27 protein-coding genes are annotated in these 26,590 nt (G+C 66.3%); 21 read left to right on the top strand and 6 right to left on the bottom strand.

The window, feature by feature from the left end; translation table 11 throughout:
- The first annotated feature begins 5 nt into the window (after positions 1-5).
- The 12 genes from hisC (at position 6) to cysM (ending at position 11,380) form a co-directional block, all read left to right on the top strand.
- Positions 6-1,124 carry a histidinol-phosphate transaminase gene (gene hisC, locus OOZ48_RS01960; RefSeq protein WP_269495163.1) on the top strand — a complete coding sequence of 373 codons (1,119 nt, stop codon included), beginning with the start codon at positions 6-8 and terminating at the stop codon, positions 1,122-1,124.
- Positions 1,125-1,131: 7 nt separating this feature from the next.
- Positions 1,132-2,022: a prephenate dehydrogenase gene (locus tag OOZ48_RS01955; RefSeq protein WP_269495159.1), complete on the top strand. Its 891-nt coding sequence runs from the start codon at positions 1,132-1,134 to the stop codon at positions 2,020-2,022.
- A complete protein-coding gene (aroA, locus tag OOZ48_RS01950) occupies positions 2,019-3,341 on the top strand; it encodes a 3-phosphoshikimate 1-carboxyvinyltransferase (RefSeq protein ID WP_269495157.1) in 1,323 nt (440 codons plus the stop codon). Before OOZ48_RS01955 ends, aroA begins: the two co-directional genes overlap by 4 nt.
- On the top strand, positions 3,338-4,012 hold the full coding sequence (gene cmk, locus OOZ48_RS01945) for a (d)CMP kinase (RefSeq protein WP_269495155.1): 675 nt from the start codon (positions 3,338-3,340) through the stop codon (positions 4,010-4,012). The genes aroA and cmk overlap by 4 nt, the downstream gene beginning before the upstream one ends.
- A 104-nt stretch (positions 4,013-4,116) precedes the next feature.
- Positions 4,117-5,832, top strand: coding sequence for a 30S ribosomal protein S1 (rpsA, locus tag OOZ48_RS01940; RefSeq protein ID WP_269495153.1), 1,716 nt, complete (start codon positions 4,117-4,119; stop codon positions 5,830-5,832).
- A gap of 8 nt (positions 5,833-5,840) precedes the next feature.
- Complete coding sequence (locus tag OOZ48_RS01935; RefSeq protein ID WP_269495389.1) at positions 5,841-6,191, top strand: integration host factor subunit beta; 351 nt, start codon at positions 5,841-5,843, stop codon at positions 6,189-6,191.
- A 126-nt stretch (positions 6,192-6,317) separates the two neighbouring features.
- Positions 6,318-6,641 carry a LapA family protein gene (locus OOZ48_RS01930; RefSeq protein WP_269495151.1) on the top strand — a complete coding sequence of 108 codons (324 nt, stop codon included), beginning with the start codon at positions 6,318-6,320 and terminating at the stop codon, positions 6,639-6,641.
- Positions 6,642-6,660: 19 nt separating this feature from the next.
- On the top strand, positions 6,661-7,872 hold the full coding sequence (gene lapB / locus OOZ48_RS01925) for a lipopolysaccharide assembly protein LapB (RefSeq protein WP_269495149.1): 1,212 nt from the start codon (positions 6,661-6,663) through the stop codon (positions 7,870-7,872).
- Positions 7,869-8,801: a D-glycero-beta-D-manno-heptose-7-phosphate kinase gene (gene rfaE1 / locus OOZ48_RS01920; RefSeq protein WP_269495147.1), complete on the top strand. Its 933-nt coding sequence runs from the start codon at positions 7,869-7,871 to the stop codon at positions 8,799-8,801. The genes lapB and rfaE1 overlap by 4 nt, the downstream gene beginning before the upstream one ends.
- Positions 8,798-9,796, top strand: a complete 999-nt coding sequence (gene rfaD, locus OOZ48_RS01915) for an ADP-glyceromanno-heptose 6-epimerase (RefSeq protein ID WP_269495145.1) — start codon at positions 8,798-8,800, stop codon at positions 9,794-9,796. The genes rfaE1 and rfaD overlap by 4 nt, the downstream gene beginning before the upstream one ends.
- Before the next feature lie 161 nt (positions 9,797-9,957).
- Entirely contained in the window at positions 9,958-10,401 is a 444-nt protein-coding gene (locus OOZ48_RS01910; protein ID WP_269495143.1) for a ComEA family DNA-binding protein, read from the top strand.
- A gap of 73 nt (positions 10,402-10,474) precedes the next feature.
- Positions 10,475-11,380, top strand: a complete 906-nt coding sequence (gene cysM, locus OOZ48_RS01905) for a cysteine synthase CysM (RefSeq protein WP_269495141.1) — start codon at positions 10,475-10,477, stop codon at positions 11,378-11,380.
- On the opposite strand, the gene mltB is transcribed toward cysM, so the two are convergent.
- Complete coding sequence (gene mltB / locus OOZ48_RS01900) at positions 11,353-12,582, bottom strand: lytic murein transglycosylase B (RefSeq protein WP_269495139.1); 1,230 nt, start codon at positions 12,580-12,582, stop codon at positions 11,353-11,355. The genes cysM and mltB overlap by 28 nt on opposite strands.
- Positions 12,583-12,592: 10 nt before the next feature.
- Between mltB and OOZ48_RS01895 the strand changes: the two genes are divergently transcribed.
- The 8 genes from OOZ48_RS01895 (at position 12,593) to OOZ48_RS01860 (ending at position 19,913) form a co-directional block, all read left to right on the top strand.
- On the top strand, positions 12,593-13,513 hold the full coding sequence (locus OOZ48_RS01895) for a histone deacetylase family protein (protein ID WP_269495137.1): 921 nt from the start codon (positions 12,593-12,595) through the stop codon (positions 13,511-13,513).
- A gap of 90 nt (positions 13,514-13,603) precedes the next feature.
- On the top strand, positions 13,604-14,353 hold the full coding sequence (locus tag OOZ48_RS01890; RefSeq protein WP_269495135.1) for an electron transfer flavoprotein subunit beta/FixA family protein: 750 nt from the start codon (positions 13,604-13,606) through the stop codon (positions 14,351-14,353).
- Positions 14,354-15,283: an electron transfer flavoprotein subunit alpha/FixB family protein gene (locus OOZ48_RS01885; protein ID WP_269495133.1), complete on the top strand. Its 930-nt coding sequence runs from the start codon at positions 14,354-14,356 to the stop codon at positions 15,281-15,283. It abuts the gene before it with no gap.
- Positions 15,284-15,396: 113 nt separating this feature from the next.
- Positions 15,397-17,214, top strand: coding sequence for an acyl-CoA dehydrogenase (locus tag OOZ48_RS01880; RefSeq protein ID WP_269495131.1), 1,818 nt, complete (start codon positions 15,397-15,399; stop codon positions 17,212-17,214).
- Positions 17,215-17,333: 119 nt separating this feature from the next.
- Positions 17,334-17,975: a peroxiredoxin gene (locus OOZ48_RS01875; RefSeq protein ID WP_269495129.1), complete on the top strand. Its 642-nt coding sequence runs from the start codon at positions 17,334-17,336 to the stop codon at positions 17,973-17,975.
- Between the two features lie 164 nt (positions 17,976-18,139).
- Complete coding sequence (locus OOZ48_RS01870; protein WP_269495127.1) at positions 18,140-18,403, top strand: hypothetical protein; 264 nt, start codon at positions 18,140-18,142, stop codon at positions 18,401-18,403.
- A gap of 189 nt (positions 18,404-18,592) precedes the next feature.
- Positions 18,593-18,967, top strand: a complete 375-nt coding sequence (gene rplS / locus OOZ48_RS01865) for a 50S ribosomal protein L19 (protein ID WP_269495125.1) — start codon at positions 18,593-18,595, stop codon at positions 18,965-18,967.
- Positions 18,968-19,190: 223 nt separating this feature from the next.
- Positions 19,191-19,913, top strand: a complete 723-nt coding sequence (locus OOZ48_RS01860) for a CoA pyrophosphatase (RefSeq protein ID WP_269495123.1) — start codon at positions 19,191-19,193, stop codon at positions 19,911-19,913.
- A 30-nt stretch (positions 19,914-19,943) separates the two neighbouring features.
- Here the strand turns inward: OOZ48_RS01860 and OOZ48_RS01855 are convergent, their stop codons facing one another.
- The 3 genes from OOZ48_RS01855 to OOZ48_RS01845 form a co-directional block, all read right to left on the bottom strand.
- Positions 19,944-20,996, bottom strand: coding sequence for a DUF4351 domain-containing protein (locus OOZ48_RS01855; RefSeq protein WP_269495121.1), 1,053 nt, complete (start codon positions 20,994-20,996; stop codon positions 19,944-19,946).
- Between the two features lie 189 nt (positions 20,997-21,185).
- Positions 21,186-22,496 (bottom strand): sigma-54-dependent transcriptional regulator, encoded by a 1,311-nt coding sequence (locus OOZ48_RS01850; RefSeq protein ID WP_269495119.1) that lies wholly within the window; start codon positions 22,494-22,496, stop codon positions 21,186-21,188.
- Positions 22,493-23,839 (bottom strand): sensor histidine kinase, encoded by a 1,347-nt coding sequence (locus tag OOZ48_RS01845; protein ID WP_269495117.1) that lies wholly within the window; start codon positions 23,837-23,839, stop codon positions 22,493-22,495. Before OOZ48_RS01845 ends, OOZ48_RS01850 begins: the two co-directional genes overlap by 4 nt.
- Positions 23,840-23,939: 100 nt before the next feature.
- On the opposite strand from OOZ48_RS01845, the gene OOZ48_RS01840 reads away from it, so the two are divergent.
- Positions 23,940-24,410: a phosphatase PAP2 family protein gene (locus tag OOZ48_RS01840; RefSeq protein ID WP_269495115.1), complete on the top strand. Its 471-nt coding sequence runs from the start codon at positions 23,940-23,942 to the stop codon at positions 24,408-24,410.
- Here OOZ48_RS01840 and rsgA read toward each other — a convergent pair.
- Positions 24,404-25,315, bottom strand: a complete 912-nt coding sequence (gene rsgA, locus OOZ48_RS01835; RefSeq protein ID WP_269495112.1) for a ribosome small subunit-dependent GTPase A — start codon at positions 25,313-25,315, stop codon at positions 24,404-24,406. The genes OOZ48_RS01840 and rsgA overlap by 7 nt on opposite strands.
- Complete coding sequence (locus tag OOZ48_RS01830) at positions 25,296-26,552, bottom strand: M48 family metallopeptidase (protein WP_269495110.1); 1,257 nt, start codon at positions 26,550-26,552, stop codon at positions 25,296-25,298. The genes rsgA and OOZ48_RS01830 overlap by 20 nt, the downstream gene beginning before the upstream one ends.
- Positions 26,553-26,590 lie beyond the last annotated feature (38 nt).

Here is a 26,590-nt window from a genome sequence, read left to right as displayed (position 1 = left end):
TCCCTATGTCCACCTCCCCGTCGCCCGCGCCGGCGCACATACAGGCGATCGCACCCTATCAGGCGGGCAAGCCGATCGAGGAACTGGCCCGCGAATTCGGGCTGGATCCTGAAAGCATCATCAAGCTGGCCTCCAACGAGAATCCCCTGGGATGCTCGGAACAGGTTCGCGAGGCCCTGCGCCAGGCGGTGGTCTCGATGCAGGGCCGCTATCCCGACCCCAACGGCTTCGAACTGAAGGCGGCGATCGCGGCGCGCCACGGGGTCCCGGCGGACTGGATCACGCTGGGCAACGGCTCCAACGACTTGCTGGAACTGGCCTCGCTGGCCTTTCTCGACGAGGGGACGTCCTCGGTCTATGCCCAGTACGCCTTCGTCGTGTATCGCCTCGCGACCCAGGCGCGGGGCGCCCGCCACCTCATGGTGCCGGCCCGCGACTACGGCCACGACCTGGATGCGATGGCCGAGGCGATCGCCGAGGACACGCGGCTGGTGTTCATCGCCAACCCCAACAACCCCACCGGCACCCATCATCCGGCCACCGCCATCGAGGCCTTTCTCGAGCGCGTGCAGGCCCGGCACGGCGGCCGGGTGAGGGTGCTGCTGGACGAGGCCTATGACGATTACCTGGATCCGGCCGAGCGCTTCGACAGCGCCCAGTGGGTTCGCCGGTATCCCAACCTGATCGTGACCCGGACGCTGTCCAAGGCCTATGGCCTGGCGGGCTTGCGTGTAGGCTACGCGTTGGCGCAGGCCGAGACCACCGACCTGCTCAATCGCGTGCGCCAGCCGTTCAACGTCAACAGCCTGGCGCAGGTGGCGGCGTGCGCGGCCCTGGCCGACCAGGACTTCCTGCGGCAGACCTACGCGCTCAATCGCGCCGGCCGCGAACGCCTGTCCCAGGCGTTCGGGGCGCTGGGCCTGGAATTCGTCCCCAGCAGCGCCAATTTCGTACTGGTGCGGGTGGGCGATGCGGCCCGCATCAACCGCGCCCTGCTCGAACGGGGCATCATCGTGCGCCCCGTGGGCGGCGACGGCCTGCCCGAGCACCTGCGCGTCTCGGTCGGCCTGCCCGAGGAGAACGAACGCTTCATCCGGGCGCTCACGGATATTCTTGCGGCATGAGCGCGCCATGAGTGCACAGCCCGTGCCCCTCGTGCCGGTGCTCGCGGTCGTGGGCATCGGCCTGATCGGCGGCTCGTTCGCCGCGGCGCTGCGCCGCGCGGGGCAGGTGGGGCGGGTGCTGGGCGTGGGTCGCCGCCAGGCGTCGCTGGACCGGGCGCTGGCGCTGGGACTGATCGACGAGGTCGTGGATCTCGAGCAGGCGGCCCGGCGGGCCGACCTGATCCTGCTGGCCACCCCGGTGGGCGCCATGCGCGCCGCGCTCGAGGCGCTGGGTCCGCACCTGCGCCCCGAGGCCCTCGTGACCGATGCGGGCAGCACCAAGGCCGACGTGGCGGCCATCGCCCGCGCCGCGCTGGGCGAGCGCCTGCGTCAATTCCTGCCCGGGCATCCGATCGCGGGGTCCGAGATGACCGGCCCCGAGGCGGCGCATCCGGCGCTCTACCATGGGCGCAAGGTGGTCCTGACGCCGCTGGCCGAGACGCCGGTGCGGGCGCGTGACTGGCTGACGCGGGTCTGGGAGGCGTGCGGCGCGCACGTGCTGCTGATGGACGCCGAGCGCCACGACCGGGTGCTGGCCTCCATCAGCCACCTGCCGCATTTGCTGGCCGCGGCCTACATGGCCCAGGTCTCGCGCGAGGGTGACGCCGACCTGCGCCTGTCGCTGGCGGGTACCGGATTTCGTGATTTCACGCGGATTGCGGCCGGCTCGGCCGAGGTCTGGCGGGATATCTTTCTGTCCAACCGCGAGTCGGTGCTGGACGAACTGGCGGCCTTCGAGCGCGTGCTCGGCGAATTGCGCAAAACGCTCGAGGACCCGGATCCCCGGGCGCTGGAGGCCTTTCTCGAGCAGGCTGCGCTGGCGCGCCGCCTGTGGGACGGCAGGAGTGCGATGACATGAATTCGACTGACGCGCTGTGCCTGGAGCCCGCCGTGCGCGCCCAGGGCGAGGTGGCGCTGCCAGGCTCCAAGAGCATTTCCAACCGGGCCTTGCTGCTGGCCGCGCTGGCCGAGGGCCGCACGCGGCTGGAGGGCCTGCTGGATTCGGACGACACACGGGTGATGCTGGCGGCCTTGCGCGCGCTGGGCGTGGCCGTCGATGATGCCGATCCCGCCGGCATCGAGGTGATGGGCGCTGCGCGCTGGCCGGCCGAGGGCGCCGACCTGTTCCTGGGCAATGCGGGGACGGCCTTCCGGCCGCTGACGGCGGTGCTGGCCTTGATGGGCGGATCCTACCGGCTTGCGGGCGTGCCCCGGATGCACGAGCGCCCGATCGGCGACCTGGTCGAAGCCTTGCGCGGCATGGGTTGCGAGATCGATTACGAGGCGCATGCCGGCTATCCGCCGCTGCGCATCGCCGCCGGCCGGCCGGACGCCGGCCGTGCGATCCGCGTGCGCGGCTCGGTGTCCAGCCAGTTTCTCACGGCGCTGCTGATGGCCGCGCCGGTGCTCGCGGCCCGCCAGGAGCGCGAGGTGGTCGTCGAACTGGACGGCCCCTTGATTTCCAAGCCCTACATCCTGATCACGCTGAACCTCATGGCGCGCTTCGGCGTCGAGGTCGCGCGCGAGGACTGGCATCGCTTCGTGATCCCGGCCGGTGCCCGCTACCGCAGTCCGGGGTGCTACACGATCGAGGGCGACGCGTCCTCGGCGTCCTATTTCATGGCGCTGGGCGCCATCGCCGGCGGCCCGATCGAGGTGCGCGGGGCGGGGGCTCGCAGCATCCAGGGCGACATCGCCTTCGCCGATGTGCTCGAGGGCATGGGGGCGCGGATCCAGCGCGGCGACCATGCCATGACGGTCACCGGCCCGGTGGTGGCCCGCGGCGATCGCCTCAAGGCCTTCGATCTGGACTTCAACCTGATTCCCGATGCCGCGATGACGGCGGCCGTGCTGGCCCTGTACGCCGATGGACCGTGCCGGCTGCGCAACATCGGCAGCTGGCGCGTCAAGGAGACCGACCGCATCGATGCGATGCATGCCGAGCTGGCGCGCCTGGGCGCGCGGGTCGAGTCGGACGCCGACAGCCTGACGGTGCATCCCATGGCCGAGGGCCAGTGGCGCGCGGCCGACATCCGCACCTATGACGATCACCGCATGGCCATGTGTTTCTCGCTGGCTGCCTTTGGTCCCGTGCCTGTGACCATCCTGGATCCGGGCTGCGTCAGCAAGACCTATCCCGCCTATTTCGAGGACTTTCGCCGGTTGATCCAAGCATGACCTCATCCTCGATCCCCGTCATCACCATCGATGGCCCGACCGCCTCCGGCAAGGGCACGATCGCGGCGCGCGTGGCGCGCGCGCTGGGCTGGCACGCCCTCGACAGCGGGGCGCTGTACCGCCTCACGGCGCTGGCGGTGGCGCGCGCGGGGGGCGACGGCGGCGACGAGGCCGGCGCGGCGGCGATGGCGCGCGGGCTGGACGTCGCCTTCAGGGACGGCGGCATCTGGATGTGCGGCGCCGAGGTCGGCGACGAGATCCGCCGCGAGGCGATCGGCAACCTGGCCTCGCGCGTGGCCGCCTATCCGGCGGTGCGCGAGGCCTTGCTCGAACGCCAGCGGGCGTTCCGCGCGCCCCCCGGGCTGGTCGCCGACGGCCGCGACATGGGCACCGTGGTCTTTCCGGACGCATCGCTGAAGGTTTTCCTCGACGCGGACGTGGCGGAACGGGCGAACAGGCGCCATAAGCAGTTGAAGGAAAAAGGGTTTTCTGCTAATCTATGCGACCTTTTAGAGGATTTGCGGTTGCGTGATGCGCGCGATCGCGACAGGGCGCACGCGCCGCTTGTGGCGGCGGCGGACGCCGTGATCGTGGATTCGTCCCGGTTGGGAATCGATGAAACGGTCCAGCAGGTGCTCGACCTGTGGTCGGCACGAGGACTCGCAAGGTAGGCGGCACCGAGGTCCGCAGCCGGTCTTGCGGGGTTTTTTTCACTCCGCCGGGCATGATGCCTGGCGTGTCATTGATCGCCCCATGGGCGAATGGAACATTGTTCATGTCCACCCTTTCAACCGAAGCCGCGCTGGGCGGCGAAAGCTTTGCCGATCTGTTTGCAGCCAGCATCAAGGATCAGAACATGCGCTCCGGCGAGGTCATCTCCGCCGAAGTCGTGCGCGTCGACCATAATTTCGTCGTGGTCAACGCCGGTCTCAAGTCCGAGGCCCTGATTCCCCTCGAAGAATTCCTCAACGACCAGGGCGAGCTCGAAGTCCAGGACGGCGATTTCGTCTCGGTCGCCATCGACTCCCTCGAAAACGGCTATGGCGACACCATCCTGTCGCGCGACCGCGCCAAGCGCCTATCGGCCTGGCTGCAGCTCGAACAAGCCCTCGAGTCCGGCGAACTGGTCAACGGCACCATCACCGGCAAAGTCAAGGGCGGCCTGACGGTCATGACCAACGGCATCCGCGCCTTCCTACCGGGCTCGCTGGTCGACCTGCGTCCCGTCAAGGACACCACCCCCTACGAGGGCAAGACACTCGAATTCAAGGTCATCAAGCTCGATCGCAAGCGCAACAACGTCGTGCTGTCGCGCCGCGCGGTGCTCGAGGCCAGCATGGGCGAGGAACGCGAAAAGCTCCTCGAGACCCTGCACGAGGGCGCCGTCATCAAGGGCGTGGTCAAGAACATCACCGACTACGGCGCGTTCGTCGACCTGGGCGGCATCGACGGCCTGCTGCACATCACCGACATGGCCTGGCGCCGTGTCCGCCATCCCTCCGAGGTGCTGCAGGTCGGCCAGGAAATCGAGGCCAAGGTCCTCAAGTTCGACCAGGAAAAATCCCGCGTCTCGCTGGGCGTCAAGCAACTGGGCGAGGATCCCTGGATCGGCCTGGGCCGCCGCTATCCGCAAGGCACCCGCCTGTTCGGCAAGGTCACCAACCTCACCGACTACGGTGCGTTCGTCGAGGTCGAGGCCGGCATCGAAGGCCTGGTGCACGTCTCGGAAATGGACTGGACCAACAAGAACGTCGATCCGCGCAAGGTCGTGACCCTGGGCGAGGAAGTCGAGGTCATGGTCCTCGAGATCGACGAGGATCGCCGCCGCATCTCGCTGGGCATGAAGCAATGCCGCCCGAATCCCTGGGAGGATTTCGCGGCCAACTTCAAGCGCGGCGACAAGGTCCACGGGGCGATCAAGTCGATCACCGACTTCGGCGTGTTCGTCGGCCTGCCCGGCGGCATCGACGGCCTGGTGCACCTGTCCGACATTTCGTGGACGGAGACGGGCGAAGAAGCCGTGCGCAACTTCAAGAAGGGCGACGAAATCGACGCCGTGGTCCTGGGCATCGATACCGACAAGGAACGCATTTCGCTGGGCATCAAGCAGCTCGAAGGCGACCCGTTCAACAACTTCGTGGCCACCTACGACAAGGGCGCCGTGCTGACCGGAACGGTCAAGTCGGTCGAGCCCAAGGGTGCGGTCGTGACCCTGTCGGTGGACGTCGAGGGCTATCTGCGCGCCTCCGAGATCTCCGCCGGCCGCGTCGAGGATGCCACCACGGTCCTGCATGCCGGCGACCAGGTCGAGGCCATGATCATCAACATCGACCGCAAGGCGCGTTCGATCCAGTTGTCGATCAAGGCGCGCGACAACGCCGAGACCGCCGAGACCATCCAGCGCATGACCGAAGCCAGCGCCTCCTCGGGCACCACCAACCTGGGCGCGCTGCTCAAGGCCAAGCTCGACCAGCAGCGTGACGATAGCTGATGGGTGGCTTGACCAAGTCTGAGCTCATCACCCTGCTCGCGGGCCGCTATCCCCAATTGGCGGCCCGGGATATGGATTTTGCGGTCAAGACTCTGCTCGATGCCATGGCGGACACCCTGTCCAGGGGCCAGCGCATCGAGATCCGCGGCTTCGGCAGCTTTTCGCTGTCGCAGCGTTCGCAGCGCATCGGCCGCAATCCCAAGTCCGGCGAGAAAGTCCTGGTGCCAGCCAAGCTGGTGCCGCACTTCAAGGCGGGCAAGGAGTTGCGCGAGCGCGTGGACCGGGGGCCGGACGGCGACGGCGGCGAGGAACTCGCCACCGAGGCCGACCTGTACCAGGCGCGTGTGATCGGCGGCTAGGTCCTCCCGGACGGCAACCGCAGGCAGGCCCTCATGCGAGGGCCTGTTTCATTTGGCTGCACGGCGGCCTGCGGCCCGGCCGTTTCCCCTTACAATGTCGGAATTCCCTCGCACGGAGCTTTGGATATGCGCTATCTGGTCTGGATACTGCGGCTGGCGATCTTCGTCATCGTGCTGCTTTTCGCTCTCAAGAACACAGCGCCGGTGGATGTGGGATTCTTCGCCGACCGGGTCTTCCACCAGGTCCCCCTGATCGTCGTGATGCTGGTCGCCTTCGTTCTGGGCGTGGCCTTCGGCCTGCTGATTGCGGCCACGGCGGTCCTGCGCAAGCGGCGCGAGGCCGCTCGCCTGCGCCGCGAGCTCGCGCGCGCCCAGGAGGCGCTCGAGCGCCCGCAGGCGCCCGACGGGCCGGTCATCCCCGAAACCGTGGCGCCCCTCGCGCCGCTCTGATCAGCGGGGCGCGCGAAAAGTGTCCTTCGAACCCTGGTGGCTGATCTTTGTGCCGGTGGTCTTCGCCCTGGGGTGGATGGCCGCACGCTTCGATTTCCGGCAGATGCTCTCCGAGACCCGGAATCTGCCCGACTCCTATTTCAAAGGCCTGAATTTTCTGCTCAATGAGCAGCCCGACCGGGCGATCGACGCCTTCGTCGAGGTGGCCAAGCTCGACCCCGAGACCACCGAACTGCATTTCGCCCTGGGCAGCCTGTTTCGCCGACGCGGCGAGGTGGAGCGCGCCATCCGTGTGCACCAAAGCCTGCTGACGCGTCAGGACCTGCCCATGCCCGACCGCGAGAATGCGCAGTTCGAGCTGGCCCAGGATTTCCTGAAGGCCGGCATGCTGGACCGGGCAGAGCAGGGCTTCCAGGCGGTGATGCACACGCGCCATGCCCTTGACGCGGTGCGCGCGCTGATCCGCATCTATGAATCCGAGCACGATTGGCCGCGGGCCATCGATGCCGTGCGGCACCTCCACAAGCTGGTCGACGAGCCCGTTCCCCAATTGGCCCATTATCAGTGCGAACTCGCCGGCGGGATGCTCGCCGCCCACCCGCCGGACCTCGAAGGCGCCGCGCGGGCCCTCGAGGCGGCGGACAACGCCATGCGCCAGACCGGCAGCAGTCCCGCCGCGGAAACCCGCGTGCGGATGCTGCGCGCGCAATGGGCGGCGGCCAGTGGCGACGTCGAGGGCCAGCGCGCACACTTGCAGGACGTCCTGACGGGGGCGCCGGACTATGCCGGCCTGGTGGCCGAACCCCTGCTGGCGTGCTACGAGACCCTGGGACAGCCCGACGAGGGCCTGACCCTGCTGCATGCCCATTACATGCGCGTGCCGACCCTCGACCTGTTCAATGTCGTCTTCCGGGCGCTGAGAGCGCGGCAGGGCTCCTTGCCGGCATGGACCTTCGCACGCGAGGCGCTGAGGGCGCATCCGTCGCTCCTGGGCCTGGATCGCCTGCTCGAGGTCGAACTCGCGCATGCCAAGGAAGGCGCGTCCGGCGAGCACATGATTCCCGGCGCCGATCTTGGCCTGCTGCGCTCGATGATCCACAAGCACACCCAGCGCCTGGACCGCTACGCATGCAACCATTGCGGCTTCGAGGCCCGGCGTTTCTACTGGCAGTGCCCGGGATGCAATACCTGGGAATCCTATGCCCCGCGCCGTCTGGAGGAACTGAAATGACGCCGTTTCCGGCGCAGGCGGCTCGCGCCGCCACGATACTGGTGGTCGGCGACATCATGCTGGACCGCTATTGGTTCGGCGAGGTCGACCGTATTTCCCCCGAGGCCCCGGTGCCCGTGGTGCGCGTCGCGCGCCGCGAGGACCGCCTGGGCGGCGCGGCCAACGTGGCGCGCAATATCGCGGCGCTGGGCGCCAAGGCCGTGCTGGTGGGCGTGGTCGGCGCCGACGAGGCGGGCGCCCGCATCGACGCGCTGGCCGCGGACGCCGGCATCGAGGCGCATCTGGTCCAGGATACGGACGGCATGGACACGACCCTCAAGATGCGCGTCCTGGGTCGCCAGCAGCAATTGCTGCGCGTGGACTTCGAGCACCTGCCCGGCGAACGCGCACTCGACGGTGTGGACACCCGGGTGGCGGCTGCGCTGGCCGACTGCGACCTGCTGGTGCTCTCCGATTACGCCAAAGGGACATTGGGGCGCGTCGAGGGCCTGATCCAGGCCGCGCGCGCCGCCGGCGTGCCCGTGCTGGTCGATCCCAAGGGCCACCGTTACCGGCGCTATTACGGCGCCAGCATCGTCACGCCCAATCGTAGCGAGATGCAGGACGCGGTCGGGCGCTGGGATTCCGAGGACGACCTGGCGCGGCGCGCCCAGGCGCTGCGCGTCGAACTGGGGCTCGAGGCCTTGCTGATCACGCGTTCCGAGCAGGGCATGACTCTGTTCACCGGGCAGGGGCGCCGGCATGCCGATGCCCAGGCGCACGAGGTCTTCGACGTATCGGGCGCGGGCGATACCGTGCTGGCGACGCTGGCCGTCGCCCGCGCGGCCGGCCTGGACTGGCATGAATCGATGTTGTGGGCGAACCGGGCGGGCGGCATCGTGGTCGGCAAGCTCGGCACGTCCATCGTCAGTGTGGAGGAACTCTCATGATCATCGTGACCGGCGGCGCCGGCTTCATCGGCAGCAATCTCGTGCGCGGCCTCAACCAGCGGGGGATCGACGACATCCTGGTGGTCGATGACCTGAGCGACGGCGACAAGTTCCTGAACATGGTCGATCTGCGGATCGCCGACTACCTGCACAAGGACGAGTTCCGGCGGCTGGTGCTTTCAGGCGAACTGCCGCGGCCCGAGGCGGTGCTGCACCAGGGTGCGTGCTCGGACACGACCGAGCGCGACGGCCGCTACATGATGGACAACAACTACCGGGTGACCCTCGAGCTTTTCGAGTATTGCCAGGCGCGCGAGGTCCCCTTGCTGTACGCCTCGTCGGCGGCGGTGTACGGCGCGGGCCCGCGCTACGTCGAGGAGCCCGCCTGCGAGGCGCCATTGAACGTCTATGGCTATTCCAAGCTGCTGTTCGATCAAGTGTTGCGTCGGCGCCTGCACCGGCTGACCGCCCCGGTGGTGGGCCTGCGCTATTTCAACGTCTACGGTCCCAGCGAACAGCACAAGGGGCGCATGGCGTCGGTGGCTTTCCACAACATGAACCAGTATGTCGCCGAGGGACATGTGCGCCTGTTCGGCGGCTGGGACGGCTACCCCGACGGCGGGCAGCAGCGCGATTTCATCTATGTCGACGACGTGGTCAAGGTCAATCTGTTCTTCCTCGACCATCCCGAGATCTCCGGGATCTTCAACTGCGGCACGGGTCGCGCCCAGCCGTTCAATGACGTCGCCCAGACCGTGGTCAATACATTGAGGATCCACCAGGACCAGCCGGCCTTGCCCCTCCAGGACCTCGTCGCCCAGCAATTCTTGCGCTATGTCCCGTTTCCCGACGACCTGAAGGGCCGTTATCAAAGCCACACCGAAGCCGATCTCGGGCGGCTGCGCGCGGCGGGGTACCGCGGCGAGTTCTGCGACGTGCAGGCCGGTGTGGCGGCCTATGCCAGGCGCCTGATCGAGCAGGGCCGCCTGGCGTAGCCCAGCCACCGGCGGGGCCGTGCCGTTCGCGGCCCGCGCCGCCGCCGAGACAATTCCGTGGCCCGCGGCTTGCCCGCATGGGCATCGGAGGTCCTTGGGGCTGCCCGCGACAGGCGCCACGGGCCATCATGGCCTGACCCTCACCACACAAGGAGTCCGCCATGAATCCCTTTCTCCATTCCACGGTTGCCCGTCCCCTGCCGTCCTCCCAGGCCCGGCTCCGGTCGCCGCGTGCGGCGCCTGGCCGCCGCACGCCGCGCCACCGGCGCCTGGCGCGCGCACTGGGCGCGGCCGGCCTCGCGGCGCTCGCCTGGTCGGGCGGCGCATTGGCCGTCGATCTGAACACCGCGTCGGTCGCGCAATTGCAGGACGTTCGCGGGATCGGTCCCAGGACCGCGCAGATCATCCACCAGGAACGCGAGCGCGGCGGGCGCTATACCTCATTCGAGGATCTGTCCGACAGGGTGCGCGGCATCGGACCGAAGCGCGCCCAGACCTTGCGCGCCGCCGGCCTCACCATCGGGGCCGATCCGGGCGGGTCCGGCGTCCCGCCGGGCGCGGCCGGTGCAAAGGCCGCGGGAAAGGCGCCGGCGGCCGGACGCTAGCGCCAGGGTGCCGTGCATTTGCCTGGCTGCGGTGTACAGGCGCGGCACAGGTCGTGGGTGTATGATTTCGGGCATGAAAACATACTCCACGATCGAAGACATCATCGGTTCCACACCCCTGGTGCGCCTGCAGCGCATTCCCGGCGAGGCGGGGCAGGCGCGCGGCAATGTGGTCCTGGCCAAACTCGAGGGCAACAACCCCGCTGGGTCGGTCAAGGACCGGGCGGCCGCGTTCATGATCCGGGGCGCCGAGGAACGCGGCGAGATTTCCCCGGGCGACACCCTGATCGAGGCGACCAGCGGCAACACCGGCATCGCCCTGGCGATGGCCGCCGCCGTGCGCGGCTATCGCATGATCCTGATCATGCCCGACAACTCCTCGCAGGAACGCTGCGCGGCGATGACGGCATACGGGGCCGAACTCATCCTGACCCCGGCCCAAGGCGGCGGCATGGAATACGCGCGCGACCTGGCGCTGCAGATGCAGGCCGAGGGCAAGGGCAAGGTCCTGGACCAGTTCTCGAATCCGGACAATCCCCGGGCGCACTTCGAGACCACGGGGCCCGAGATCTGGACCCAGACCGAGGGGCGCATCACGCATTTCGTCAGCGCCATGGGCACGACCGGCACCATCATGGGGGTCGGCGCCTACCTGCGCGGCCGCAATCCCGCCGTGCGTGTGATCGGCGCCCAGCCCGCCGAGGGCGCGCACATCCCGGGCATCCGCAAATGGCCCGAGGCCTACCAGCCCTCGATCTACGACGCCTCGCGCGTCGACGCCTTCGAGCACATCTCGCAGGACGAGGCCGAGGTCATGGCGCGCCGCCTGGCCGCCGAGGAGGGCATATTCGGCGGGATCTCGTCGGCCGGCGCCGCGGTCGCGGCGATGCGCGTGGCCGCCACCGTGCGTGACGCCACCATCGTGTTCATCGTGTGCGATCGCGGCGACCGCTATCTGTCGACCGGCGTGTTCGGGTGAGGCGTCTTACCGGGCTCGTTGACGGCGGTCGAGGGACGATCCAGGCGATTGGGGTCGCCATAGCCCACCCGGTCGGCGATCTCGTGCGCCAGATCCGCCACCGAGGCGGCATAGAAATAGCTGCGGTTATAGTGGGTCAGCGCAAAGAAATTCGGGGTTGCGCTGCGGTATTCGTTCACGCCGCGCACCTCGTCGCGCAGGTCGATCACCCCCAGCGGCACCTCCTGCCAGGCGGTGCTGCCGCCCGCACGGGCGCGCGCGCCCGCGGCGCGCAGGCGCGGCCAGTCGGTGGTCGGCGCCAGCCCGTCCTGCACGAGGGCGTCGGGTTGTGTCGGCAGCACCACCGGGGCAAAGACCGGTATCCCGGGCAGCCAGCCGTGCTGTTGCAGAAAGCGGCCCACCGAGGCGATGGCATCGGCCGTGCTGCCCATGAGATCCACCCGGCCGTCGGCGTCGCCGTCAGCGGCGTAGCGCATGAGACTGCCGGGCATGAACTGGGGCAGGCCCATGGCGCCGGCGAAGGAGCCCTCGGCGCGGCGGGCGTCGAGTTGTCCCTGGGCATCGAGCACGATCAGGTCCTCGAGCTGTTGGCGAAACATCGCCGCGCGCTCGGGACGGCTCGGGTCGGGGTAGCGAAAGCCCAGCGTCGCCAGCGTGTCCAGCACCCGGTGCGTGCCCGTGTAGCGGCCGTAGACGGTTTCGATCCCGATGATGGCGACGATGATGGAGGGCGGCACGCCGTACTGCCGGCTGGCCCGGTCCAGATCCGCCCGGTTCGCCTGCCAGAACGCCACGCCCTCGCGGGTCCGGATCGGGTCCACGTGGCGCTGGCGGTAGCTCAGCCAGGCGCGGCGGATGCGCTTGCCCGACGGCGTCATCAGGCGGGCGGCATCGGCCTCGTAGCGGGCTTCGGACAGCAGAGCCTCGACCTGCGGCAGGGGTATGTCGTGTCCGGTGGCGACGGCGCGGGCAAAATCGGCGACCGCGGGTTCCAGCGTGCCGTCGGCGGCGACGAAATCCCCGCGCGGCGCTGCGGGAACGGCGGGCCCGCCAGGAGGGGCATTCGACACGACCGTGCCATTTGTGCTTGAATGTGCAGCGCCGGAACCGGAAGCGCCGAGGTCCGCGGTGCCGCTTGTGGCGCAGCCAGACAGCAAGAGTAACGTAACGGCAACTTGAAAAAAGCGGACGGGTCTGAACATAATCGCCTTTATGGATACTCTCTATATTACCCATCCCGAGTGCCGGCTGCACGAGATGGGCGACTGGCATCCCGAGTGTCCGGAGCGCCTGGATGCCATGGCTGATCAGCTATTGGCCCACGGCCTGATGGATTTCCTGATACAACGCACGGCGCGGCCCGCCGCGGACGAGGATGTGCTGCGCGTGCACCGTCCCGAGTACCTGGCGGAATTGCGCCGGCAGGCGCCCGCCGAGGGCTATTTTCCGGTTGACGCCGACACCGTGATGAATCCGCATACGCTCGCCGCGGCATACGCGGCGGCCGGATCGGGGCTGACGGCGGTCGACGCCATCGTCGCCGGCGAGGCCCGCACGGCCTTCTGCGCGGTCCGCCCGCCCGGCCACCACGCGCGTCCGGCGCAGGCGATGGGGTTCTGCTTCTTCAACAACATCGCCGTGGCCGCCGCCTATGCCCTCGAGCGTCACGGCCTGGCGCGCGTGGCGATCATCGATTTCGACGTGCATCACGGCAATGGCACCGAGGAGGCATTCCTGCACGACGACCGCGTCCTGATGTGCAGTTTCTACCAGCATGCCTTGTTCCCGAACATGTGCGCGGAGGATCCGGGGCCCAATATGATCAACATTCCCGTGCCCGCGTACGCCGAAGCATCCGTCTGTCGTGATATCGTGACGGATTCCTGGTTGCCGGCGTTGCGGGCATTCCGGCCCGAACTCATCCTGGTCTCGGCAGGCTTTGACGGCCATCGCGAGGACGAGATGGGGCAGCTCAGGCTGACAGAGGCGGATTATGCCTGGATCACCCAGCAGCTGGTCGGGGTCTCGCATGAGTCGGCCCAGGGGCGCATCGTGAGTTTCCTGGAGGGAGGCTATAACCTCTCGGCCCTGGGCCGCAGCGCCGTCGCGCACATCCGTGCGCTGGGCGAATGATGAACGCATTCCGATACGCGACTCGACTAAATCGGTGCGCGGCCCCGCAAGGCCGTGCGCGGATCAATTTTTTTCTATGGAGATAGCTCGATGAAGGTCCTCGTACCCGTCAAGCGCGTCGTTGACTACAATGTCAAAGTACGCGTGAAATCCGATCAAAGCGGCGTGGACATCGCCAATGTCAAGATGTCGATGAACCCGTTTGACGAAATCGCCGTCGAAGAGGCGACCCGCCTCAAGGAAAAGGGCGTGGTCCAGGAGATCGTGGCCGTGTCTTGCGGCGTGGCCCAATGCCAGGAAACGCTGCGTACGGCGATGGCGATCGGCGCCGACCGGGGTCTGCTGGTGCAGACCGACGCCGAATTACAGCCGCTGGCCGTGGCCAAGCTCCTGGCCGCGCTGGCCGCCAAGGAACAGCCCTCGCTGATCATCCTGGGCAAGCAGGCCATCGACGACGATGCCAACCAGACCGGCCAGATGCTGGCCGCGCTGTTGGACTGGCCGCAGGCCACCAACGCCAGCAAGGTCGAGGTCGAGGGCGAGCGCGTGCAGGTCACCCGCGAGGTCGACGGCGGCCTCGAGACCGTCAGCCTTGCGCTGCCGGCGGTCATCACCACGGACTTGCGCCTGAACGAACCCCGCTATGTCACCCTGCCCAACATCATGAAGGCCAAAAAGAAGACCCTGGATACCTTCTCGCCCGAGGACCTGGGTGTGGACGTGACGCCGCGTCTCAAGACCCTCAAGGTCTCGGAGCCGCCCGCGCGCGCGGCCGGGGTCGTGGTGCCCGACGTGGCCACGCTGGTGGACAAACTCAAGAACGAAGCGAAGGTGGTGTAAATGAGCATTCTCGTCATTGCGGAACATGACAACGTCCAACTCAATGCCGCGACCTTGAACGTCGTGGCCGCCGCCGCCCGCCTGGGCGGCGATATCCACGTGCTGGTGGCCGGCGCGGGCGCGCGCCCGGTGGCCGAGCAGGCCGCGCAGGTCCAGTCAGTCGCCAAGGTGCTGCTGGCCGACGGCCCGGCGCTGGCCGACGGCCTGGCCGAGAACGTATCGGCGCAGGTGCTGGCCGTGGCCGACGGCTACAGCCACATTCTGTTCGCCGCGACCGCCTCGGGCAAGAACATCGCCCCGCGCGTGGCGGCCAAGCTCGACGTGGCCCAGGTCTCGGACATCGTCGCGGTCGAATCCGCGGACACTTTCGTGCGCCCGATCTATGCCGGCAATGCCATGGCGACGGTCCAGTCCACCGATGCCGTCAAGGTCATCACGGTGCGGACCACGGGCTTCGACCCGGTGGCCGCGCAAGGCGGCAGCGCCGCCGTCGATGCCGTCGAGGCGGTGGGCGACTCGGGCAAATCCGCCTTCGTCGGCCGCGCCCTGGCCAAATCCGACCGTCCCGACCTGGCCTCGGCCTCGGTGGTGGTCTCGGGCGGACGCGGGATGGGCAGCGCCGAGAATTTCAAGCTCCTCGATCCGCTCGCCGACAAGCTCGGGGCCGCCCTGGGGGCGTCGCGCGCCGCGGTGGACGCGGGCTATGCGCCCAACGACTGGCAGGTCGGGCAGACCGGCAAGATCGTCGCGCCCCAGCTCTACGTGGCCGTGGGCATCTCGGGCGCCATCCAGCATCTGGCCGGCATGAAGGACTCCAAGGTCATCGTCGCCATCAACAAGGATGCCGAGGCGCCGATCTTCGGCGTGGCCGATTACGGCCTGGTCGCCGACCTGTTCGAGGCCGTACCGGAATTGGTCAAGGCCTTGTAGTGCCGGCCGAGGTTGGCTGAACGACCGGAAAAGGGGCCGCGCGCGGGAAACGCCGGCCCCTTTTTGCTGTCGGGCTGCCGGGCCGCCCCAAGGCAAAGATTTCAGGAGACATCATGAACTACCGTGCCCCCATCCAGGATATCCGTTACGTCCTGCGCGAGCTTGCCGATCTGCCCGGCGTGCTGGCGCTGCCGGGCTTCGAGGAGGTGTCCGACGATCTGGTCGACGCCGTGCTCGAGGAAAACGCCCGTTTCGTGGAACAGGAGATCGCCCCCTTGAACACCGAGGGCGATCGGCATCCCGCCACCTGGCAGGATGGCGAGGTCCGCAGCTCGCCGGGCTACAAGGCCGCCTTCCAGGCCTTTGCCCAGGGCGGTTGGCAGGGCCTGCAGCACGAGACGGACATCGGCGGCCAGGGCTTGCCCCGGCTGGTCGGTGCGTCGGTCACCGAAAACCTCAACGCGGCCTGCCTGTCGTTCTCGCTGTGCCCCTTGCTGACCGACGGGGTGATCGAGGCCCTGTCGCTGGTGGGCACGCCCGAGCAACGGGCGCTCTACATCCCGCCGCTGCTCGACGGCCGCTGGACGGGCACCATGAATCTCACCGAGCCGCAGGCGGGGTCGGACCTGGCGCTGCTGAAGTCCCGCGCCGAGCGCCAGGACGACGGCAGCTACCGCATCACGGGCCAGAAGATCTTCATCACTTATGGGGATCACGACATGGCCGAAAACATCATTCACCTGGTTCTGGCGCGCACACCGCAGGCGCCCAAGGGCGTCAAGGGGATTTCGCTGTTCATCGTGCCCAAATTCCTGGCGTCGGAGGATGGCGCCGCGGGGCCGCGCAACGACGTCTATTGCGCTTCGCTGGAACACAAACTCGGCATCCATGGCAGTCCCACCGCGGTTCTGCTGTACGGGTCCGGCAAGGGCGAGGTGGGCGAGGGCGGCGCGGTGGGCTACCTGATCGGCGAGGAGAACCGCGGCCTGGAATATATGTTCATCATGATGAATGCCGCGCGCTACGCAGTGGGCCTGCAGGGCGTCGCAGTGGCCGAGCGCGCCCTGCAGCAGGCGGCCGCCTATGCGGACGAGCGCGTCCAGGGCCAGGCGCTGGAGGGTTCGGACGGCCCGGTGCCGATCGCCCGTCATCCGGACGTGCAGCGCATGCTGGGCATCATGCGCGGCCTCACCGAGGGCGCGCGCGCCGTGGCCTATGTGGCCGCCGCGCATCGGGACAAGGCCGCGCATGCGCCCGAGCCGCAGGCGCGGGCGCACCACAAGGCCCTCTATGAATACTTCGTGCCCATCGTGAAGGGATTTTCGACGGAGTCCTCGGTCGAGGTGGCCTCCCTCGGCATACAGGTGCATGGCGGCATGGGCTATATCGAGGAAACAGGCGCGGCCCAGCATTACCGGGACGCGCGCATCCTGCCGATCTATGAGGGCACCACGGCCATCCAGGCCAATGACTTCATCGGCCGCAAGATCCTGCGCGACGGCGGCGCGGTGGCCAAGGCGCAGGTCGCCGGCATGCTCGAGACCGTGGCGCTGCTGCGTGCGAACGACGGTCCGCAGACCGAGGCATTGGCGCTGATTGCCGCGCGCCTGGAGGCCGCCGCGCAGGCCTATGAGAGTTCGGTCGACCGGATCCTCGGCCTGGCGGGCGCGAACAAGGTCCGCGGCGCCTTCATGGGCAGTGTGCCCTGCCTCATGCAGGCCGGCACGGTGCATGCCGGCTGGCAGCTCGCCCGTTCGGCGCTGGCCTCGGCGGCGGCGATCGAAGGGGGCTCGTCCGACACCTTCCATCCGGCCAAGATCGCCACGGCGGTGGCCTATGCGGTGCACGTCCTGCCGCGCGCCGGCGCCTTGGCCGATGCGATCGCAGCCGGCGAGCTGGCCGACCGCCATGCCAACCAATCATGGATATGAATATAACCATAAATTATTTGGATGGCGTTCTATATTTTGTCAGAATATGAAGTGTCAACTTTCATCGCCGCCCGGCCCGCCGGGCGGCGGACATTACCAGACTGCAAAAGGAGTATGCGATGGCCACGTTGCGCCTGGGCGATACCGCCCCCGATTTCGAGCAGGATTCCTCGCTCGGCACGATCAAATTCCATGAGTACCTGGGCGACGGGTGGGGCGTGTTGTTCTCGCACCCCGCCGACTTCACCCCCGTGTGCACCACCGAGCTGGGCTACACCGCCATCGTCTCGGGCGAGTTCGCCAAACGCGGCGCCAAGGTGATCGCGGTGTCGGTCGATGGCAAGCAGTCCCACCTGGATTGGATCAAGGACATCAACGACACGCAGAACACCACGGTCGAATATCCGATCCTGGCCGACGAGGACCGCAAGGTCGCGACCCTCTACGACATGATCCATCCCAATGCCAGCACTACCGCCACGGTGCGCTCGGTGTTCGTGATCGATCCGGCCAAAAAGATCCGCCTGATCCTTACGTACCCCGCCAGCACGGGCCGCAACTTCGATGAAATCCTGCGCGCCCTGGATTCGATGCAGCTGACCGACAACTACAGCGTCGCCACGCCGGTCAACTGGAAGCAGGGCGATGATGTCATCATCGTGCCGTCGATCAAGGATCCGGACGTCCTGAAGGAAAAATTCCCCAAGGGCTACAAGGAGGTTCGTCCCTACCTGCGGATCACCCCGCAGCCGGACCGCTGATCCACGCCGCGGTTGCACCAAGCCCGGGCCTGGCCCGGGCTTTTATTTTTTGGTGAAAACTTGCGCTTGGCACTGTTTTTTTGTACAGTTATAAAAACTGTATGAAACAACAGTATCCGGTTGCGGCCCGCGCGGCCTCCGGACCCACGATACGAGGTGACGGCATGGCGGCAACAGTCTATTCCCAATGGCAGGTTTCCTTGGCGCCCGCAGGGCGCCGTATCGGCGCGGCGCCGGCCCGCCGTCCCGCGCATGCCGTGCAGGTGCAATGGGCGGGCGCCTCGGCGGCGGGCATGGGCTTCTCGCGGGCCCGCCGGGCGGCTCGGCGCCGCCGCCTCGCCCTGGCGGCCGGCGATGTTTGCATGGTGCTGGCCTGGGCGGCGATGATCCCGGGGCTGATGTGGCTGGGGGCGGCGGCCGGATTCTAAAGGCGCCTGTGGCTGCCTGATGTGGCCCGTCAACGACGCCGTCCCGCTCTGCCGCGGGCCCCGCACGGCGCCTTCCGATGCTGGGCGAATCCTGTATAATGCGCTGTTTTACCTTTTTAGCAACTCATCCTCTGGCGCGGCGCCAATTTGCGACCAACAGCCGCGTGAATGATGCTTCGGAGCTTTACCGTGAATCTCATCGAAACCCTCGAACAAGAAGAAATCACGCGCCTGTCCGCCGGCCGTGAACTGCCCAGCTTTGGTCCCGGCGATACCGTCGTGGTCAACGTGAACGTCGTCGAAGGCACGCGCAAGCGCGTGCAGGCCTACGAAGGCGTGGTGATCGCGCGCCGCAACCGCGGCCTGAATTCCGCCTTCATCGTGCGCAAGATCTCCTCGGGCGAGGCGGTGGAACGCACCTTCCAGCTCTATTCCCCGCAGATCGCCTCCATCGAGGTCAAGCGTCGGGGCGACGTGCGTCGTGCTAAACTGTATTACCTGCGCAGCCGTACGGGTAAGGCCGCCCGCATCAAGGAAAAGCTGGTTCGCAAGGCTGCCCGCTGATCGCGCCGCTACCAGTCTCACCGGGGCACCCGTATGGGTGCCCTTGTTGTTTTTAGTGTCCTGTTTGATGAATGCCCATGTTTAAATTCGGCGTCTGTGCTGCCCATACAGCGTTGCAAATCCTCGCGATAGCAAAGGCTATCGCTGCGGTTTGCGCCTTGTCTGGACAGCACATCCATCCGAATTTAAAGACATGGATTCATCAAACAGGACACTAGATTCCATGTCTGACCGGATATCGTCCTCGGATACTGTGCGCGTCGCCGGCTTTGATCCCACCGCACAGCCTGTGGTGCAGTGCGCGGCACTGCCCGGCCTGCCTGCGGAATGCCTGCGGCTGGACTATATCCGCGGCGCTTTCCAGCGCCCCGTGGATTGGCAGGTCGAACCCCTGTTCACCGACTCGTTCTCGCCCGGCGTGCTGGGTCCGTCCGGCGCTCGGCGGGCCGCGGTCCTCATGCCGCTGGTGCAGCGCGAGCACGGCTTGCATGTGGTCTTTACCCGCCGCGCGGAACACCTGCACGATCACGCCGGCCAAATCAGTTTTCCGGGCGGCCGCATCGAGCCCGGCGACCGCGATCCGATTGCGGCCGCTTTGCGCGAGACGCACGAGGAAATCGGCGTCGACGACCGGTTCGTGCGCATCATCGGCGTCCAGCCCAGCTTCCTCACCTCGACCCATTTCGTGATGACGCCGATCATCGGCGAACTGCTGCCGGGCTTCACGATCCAGTCCGACGGCCAGGAGGTCGCCGAGGTGTTCGAGGTCCCGCTGCGGGTGTTGTTGGATCCGGCGCAGCATCGCCTGCACGAGGTGCGCCTGCCGGGCGGCGGTGGACGCTGCTATTTTTCCATCACCTGGCAGTCCTATTTCATCTGGGGCGCCACGGCGGTCCTGATCCGGAATTTCTATCATTACCTGGCGGCCGCGCGCCTTGGTGGATAGCGCCCAGCGCCAGAGGACGCGCGGCGGAATTCAGTCGCCGAAGACTTCGTCCAGGGTGTCGGCATCGACGAAATTCAGCGACCAGGTCTCGAGCTGTTCGGCGGTCGCTGTGCGGACGCGTTCGGTCAGGGTGCCGGGGATTGATCCAAACCGGCGGGACAATAGTCGCAGCAGCAGATCCGCCTGGCCTTCGACGCGCCCTTCAGCGCGTTCGCGCTTGAGATAAAAGCGCTCGGGTGTGGTGAGATATGTCATGGTGTGCTCCTGTTCCAGGGCCTCCAATGCCCGCATATAGTCCGGCTCCAGCGCCTCGGGCAGTGCGATCATCCAGTCGACCAGCCTGGCCAGGGCGTCGATCTCGTCCCTGGCATATCCGTAGCCCGCCAGGCGGCGCATCAGGTCCACCTTGGGGTCCAGTCGCGCGGCCTTTCGGCGGAACCGCAAGGCGGTCAACTGCGCCATGACGATCACTGCAAACGGATTCATCGGCGCCAAGGCATCGAGCGCATCCCAGCGATTCAGCCATTGTGCCATGTGGACCACGGGAAAGGTGAACCGCACACCCTGGCCGAGAAACTCATCGCAATGGACCAGGTGCGAGGCGCCGCCACGGCTGGCGGTGAGGATGCCGAGGCTGTAGATGGGTTGTGCCGGGGTGGATCCGTAACGGTCCTCGAGGCGGTAGCGGTATTGGAACATGCGCCGTGCAAAGAGGATCCTGGCCTTGGGGCCGGCGCCGTCGCCCTGGACCTCCACGTGGATCAGCAGTCTGGCGAGCCGGCCATCGCGGCGGCGCACGAGGATGAGCTTGTCGGTGTAGAGGCGACGGGGCGCTTTGCCTGAACCATTGCCTAAGCAGTCGTCCGGTCCCCCGGATGAGTCAGTCGATCCCGGCGGAACCCGCCGCCCGCGTCCGGCAATGGCCTGTAGTTCCTTATCCAAAAACTGCGGCGGATGCGACCAGTCGATGATCGCATGCAGGTCCGGGACGAACAGGGCCAGGCACTGGGCCAGGAAGGCCTCCAGAATTTCCTTCCAAGGACTGTCGTGATCGTCGGCCGGGGCGTCGGCATCCTGGGCCATGGGGGCAGCCTTGCATGAATGGGGGAGCGCCCATCATGACGGAGGCTGCGATCCAGAAGGTGCTCAAGTGAACTGAATGGTCACTGTGAGAAATACGGCTGGATAGCTGTTGTGTCGGAGGGTCAAGGTCGTAGTGACCTCGTCCCAGCGGGCGCCCCTTGAATGATTCGAGGCTCCTCGCTGGTCAATCTATCCGCCTCGCCGTCTTTTCCAGAGCGTCGTGCGCGAAATACCGAGTTTTTTGGCTGCCTCGCCGATTCTTCCGCCGCACTCGGCGATCACTCGTTCTATTTCTTCCTTTTCGGCCTCTGCCCGTGCTCGAGATAGAGATGGTTCCGTGATGGCATGCTGTGCCATTTCGGGAAAGATGTCGCTGACATCCAATGTTGATCGATCAGCCAGGGTACAAGCCTGCACGATTCTGTTTGTCAGCTCGCGAACATTTCCCGGCCAAGGATGAACGACAAGCGCGCGTTTGGCCGCCTCAGTCAGCAAAAAAGGAGCGAGGGGATTGCTCGAACCGTAAGCCTCCAGAAACTTCTGTGTCAGCGGGATGATATCCGCCGCTCTGTCGCGTAGTGCCGGTATGGTGAGCTGCGCATTTTGTAGGCGGTAGAACAAGTCGGCGCGCAGTTTGCCGGATTTGAGCGCAGCGTCGAGATCGGCGTTGGTGGCGGCGACTATGCGTCCTTTGAAAGGGGTGAATGCATCGCTTCCCACCCTATGGAAACCGCCATCCTGAAGCGCGCGGGCAAGAAGGACCTGCATTTTTGGATGCATTTCGCAGACTTCATCCAAGAATAACGTGCCGGTTCCCACTTGTTCTAGCAACCCGGTAGTGGGTGTCATGGCGCCATCTGGGAAGGTCGCTTCACGGCCAAAATACTTTGTTTCCAGAGTTGTCTCGGAGATGTCCGCGCAACTGACTGGGATGAACGGCGCGGGGGCCCTGCCGGAAGCTTCATGGATCAGTCTGGCGGCCATTTCCTTGCCCGTACCGCTTTCCCCAACGAGCAGGATGGAAAAATTTTCTCGAGCGAGCCGCTTCAGGTGCGACACGACTCGGCTCATCTGAGGCGTTTCGTAATGGAAGCTGCGCAGCGGCGTCCTCACACTGCGTGGAAGCGCTGCACGGGCAAGACTAGACTTGATTCGCCTGACGAGTTCATTGATATCGTATGGTTTGATCAGGTAGTCGGTGGCTCCGGCTTTCACCAAGTCGATTGCTTGTTGAATCTCTGCGTATGCCGTCGCGAATATGATGTCCGTCTCCCAAATCAGCTTGCCTGCTCGCCGGTACAGTTCTGTACCAGTGCCATCGGGTAAGCGTATGTCGCATAGCATCAGTGCGGGCTCGTACTTATTAAGGCCTTCGAGTGCATCCGAGACGGTCTGCACCCAGTGGACGGACATGCCCTCCAGGCGCAAGCGTTGAGCTACGGCGCCGCCTAGAACCCCGTCGTCTTCGACCAAGATCACGTCGATGGCTTCCCGCTTCATCGAGATTCTTCCGTCGGTACGGTGAACGTCAGCTCGATGGTCGAGCCCTTGGTTGTGTGGTGATCCACTGAAATCTTGCCGCTCAGTTCTCCAGCCAGCCGGCGCACGATTTCCAGGCCGAGGGAGCCGTCGTTGTGTGCCAGGTCGTCGCCCAGCAGAAAATTTGTAGCATGGCGTGGTAAGCCGTCACCCTCATCACTCACACTCAGCGTGAAGGTGGTATTTTCGAGGGCGGCTCGAAGCATGACGGCCCCGCCTCGTGGCGAGGTTTGGATGCCATTGAGCAGCAGATTCAAAGCAATCTGCCGGATTTTGAACGCGTCCAGTCTTACTGTGGGATAGTGCGTGATGTCCTTCGCGACCACTACGCCCTTGCGAGCGGCGTGTGGCTCGACCAGCCGAAGAACGTCATGCAAGTCCTGGCTCTTTAAGGCCGGGCCTGGCGCACTGGGCCGGTAGGCGTTCAGGGTGGCTTCCGACACGCCTTGAAGTGATTGGATGCCGCGCTCGATGAACTCCAGCGCTTCGTTGCGGCTGCGGTCGTCTTTTCCATACATGCGTATGGTCTGGAGTGCGGTCATCATGCCAGTCAGTGGGTTGCGGATCTCGTGCGCCAGTGTGGCCGCGATGCGGCCCAGCAGCGCCTGCTGATCCAGCTTGGCAAGCTGGTCGGAAAGTCTTTCGCGATCTTGTACAGCGATTGTCATCCGATTGTACGTACGCATGAGTGCCGCTGCTTCCTCATCATTCATGGGGATGTCGGCCTCGTCGATTTGTTGAGGGCCGAAGGCGACTGCGTGCGATAGGTGTTCACTGAGAATCTTCAGCGGCCGCTGCATCCTGCGAATCGCAAAGTAGCCCCCCAAGGCTGCCACCGCACTTAACAGCGCGCTGACCAGCACGAGCCGGAAATGCAGAGCTGATCGTTCTTGCGCGAAGGAGGAAATGTCCAGATTTGCCGCGATGATGCCTCGGCCGCCCAGCTCGCGCCACACCCACATGCTTTGGGACTCGTCCTCGTATGCGTAGCCTTTGGACGCATGGAGAATGGCATCGGGTGGGGGTGTGGTCGCTTTGAGATTAGGGCCCGAAACATGGGCTACGACACCCCTGTCACGATCAATGAGGGCAAGCTGCCGGTCCACGATGCCCAGATAAAAGTCCAGCGACTGCCGAAGCGCTCGATCGATGCCGTCAACGTCATGCGCCTGATAGGCTGGGAGCACCGAGGCGGATAGCCCATCCAGGTAAACCTGACCCACTCGTTCCGTCAAGAGTTCGTACTGCCGGGATAGGCTGAGCACCGAGATCTGCGTCACCAACATGGCGATCCCGAAGATCATCACTGCGGCCAGCAGAGGGATCCTGACCAGTAGAGGTAAATGAATAAACCACCTCAATGTATCGCGCTGGAGAGTCGCGAGCTACGGCTACAGCTATTGGATGGTGGCCGGCATTGGCATCGGGCTTGGCTACCGTTACCTGCGTATTCGTCATGCCGCGACAGAGCGGCAACTCGAGAGCATGGGCGAGTTCATGGTGGGGCTGATCATTGCCTTCAGCGTGGTTTGGTGTTCTGTCCGCATTCTCCAGAATGTCACATTGATGCCGCGGCCATGGGCGCTGCTTCCAGAGCTGGTTTCCGTTCAGGTCCCTTTCTTGCAGCATGAGGGTCTTCCGGCGTCGGCCCCAGCGATATCGATCATGCTTGCTTGCCTTGCCTGGCGATATGTTGGCAGACGAGGACGTTATCGGTTGATGTGGTATGCAGCGGCTGCTTGCCTATTGAGCGTCGTCTCAGGGGTGAACTGGCCGGTTGAGGTCGCGGCCGGTGGATTGATCGGCTGGATCGGCGCCAGAATGGGGCAATGGTATTCCCGTTTTGCCAGGCGCGTCGTCGCGGGGTTTCAGTAGCGCTGCGCCGCCCCGTTTTCCTCGAGGATGCGCCGGTAGAGCGCGTGGCGGGTCGGCGGGATCTCGCCGCGGGCGAGGGCCGCGAGCACTCCGCAGCCCGGCTCGTGCTGGTGAGTGCAGTTGTAGAAGCGGCAATGCGCGATCGCCTCGGCGAATTCCGGGAATCCCTGCTCGATGTCGTGGACGCTGAGGTGCTGCAGGCCGAAGGCCTGGAAACCCGGCGAGTCGATGATTTCGCCGCCGCCCGGCAGGGCGTACAGGCGCGTGCTGGTGGTGGTGTGCCGCCCGGTGCCCAGGGCCTCGGAATGCGCCTGGGTGGCGGCCGCGGCGGTCGGGACCAGGGCGTTGAGCAGGGTGGACTTGCCCATGCCGCTTTGACCCAGCAGCAGGCTGCGCCGGCCGTGCAGCACGGGATCCAACGCGCGCCGGACCTGTCCGGCATCCAGGGCGGACAGGGTGATGATGTGCACCTCCAGGTCCGCCAGGGGCTGCAGGCGGGCGCGGGCGCGTTCGAGGGCGGCCGTCAGGTCGGCCTTGTTCAGGACGATGATGGGCTCGATCCCGGCGCTCCAGGCCGCCACCAGGGCGCGGCCCATGAGGTCCTCCGAGAATTCGGGTTCGGGGGCGAGCACGATCAGCAGTTGATCGAGGTTGGCGGCGAATTGCTTGCTGCGCAGCGCGTCGGAACGGTACAGCAGATTGCGCCGGGGTTCGATCCCGACGATCACGCCTTCCTGGTCGCCCTCCATCCGGATCAGGACCCGGTCGCCGACCGCGGGGCCGGATTTCTTGCCGCGGGTGTAGCACTGGCGCTGGCCGCCGCCATCCAGCGCAACCGCGTAGTGCCGCCCGTGCGCGGCCACGACGAGCCCGGCGGCCTGGCCGCTAGTGGCTGGCGTGCCCATGCCGCAGGTGTTGGATGCGTACAGTGGCGGGCGGATGGCTGTCGTACCAGGCCGAGTGCAGGGGGTCGGGCGTCAGCGTCGCGGCATTGTCGTCGTAGAGCTTGACCAGGGCGCTGACCAGGGGCTCGGCGCCGCATTGCGCGACGGCGTAGCGGTCGGCCTGGAACTCGTCGCGCCGCGACAGCAGGCCGGCGAGCGGCGCCGCCCAGAACGTGAACACCGGCATGGTGAGGAAGAACAGCACCAGCGCCAGGCCGTCGTTGGGGCGGCCCAGTTGCGGAATCACGCCCAGGCCGGTGTAGAACCAGAGCTGGGTGGACAGCCAGGCGAGCAGCAGCAGGAGCAGCAGCGCGGTGGCAAAGCCGATGACCATGCGCTTGAGGATGTGCCGATGGGCGAAATGGCCCAGCTCGTGGGCGAGCACGGCCTCGACCTCGTCGGCGTTCAGGCGGGCGAGCAGGGTGTCGAAAAACACGATGCGGCGATGCCGGCCGAAGCCGGTGAAATAGGCGTTGCCGTGGGCCGAGCGCCGTGAACCGTCCATGACGTAGAGGCTGGACAGGCCAAAGCGGCAGCGCTGGGCCAGGGCATGGATGCGTGCGCTCAGTTCGGGGTCGTCCAGCGGCGTGAAGCGGTTGAACAGCGGGGCGATGAAACTGGGGTACAGCCACAGCACCAGCAGATTGAAGGCGACCCACAGGCCCCAGGCCCACCAGGCCCAGGCGGGCCCGGCGTGGCCCATGACCCACAGGATGCCGGCCAGCAGCGGCGCGCCGAGGATGAGGGTGACGAGCAGGATCTTGAGTGTGTCGAGGGCGAACAGGCGCGGGGTCATGCGGTTGAAGCCGAAACGCGCCTCGAGCCTGAAGGTGCGCCAGAGCGCGAAGGGCAGGCCCACCAGGCCCAGGATGGCGAACACGGAGCCGACCAGCACGAGCTGGCGCGCGATCTCGGATTCGATCAGCCGGCCGATCTGGATATCGAGGAACTGCAGGCCGCCCAGCAAGGTGAGGGCCAGCAGCACGGCGGCCTCGGTCACCCGCTCGATCAGGAGCAGCTGGATGCGTGCGATGGTGTAGTCGGCCGCCCGTTGATGGCTGCGCAGGCCGATGCGCTCGGCGAAGACCGCAGGCACGGCGTCGCGGTGGCGCAGCACGTGCCGGACCTGGCGCCGTGCGAGCCAGAATCGGATCAGGAGGTCGCCCAGCAGGCAGGCGATGAACAGCAGGGTAAACATATCCGTCCGGCCATATGCGAAAATCGGGTTTTCTGTGA

The sequence above is a fragment of the Castellaniella sp. S9 genome (assembly GCF_027257175.1).
In the GTDB taxonomy this organism is placed as follows: Bacteria; Pseudomonadota; Gammaproteobacteria; order Burkholderiales; family Burkholderiaceae_B; genus Castellaniella.
The sequence above is the reverse complement of the archived record's forward strand: the minus strand, read 5'-3'. Positions and strand labels throughout refer to the sequence as shown.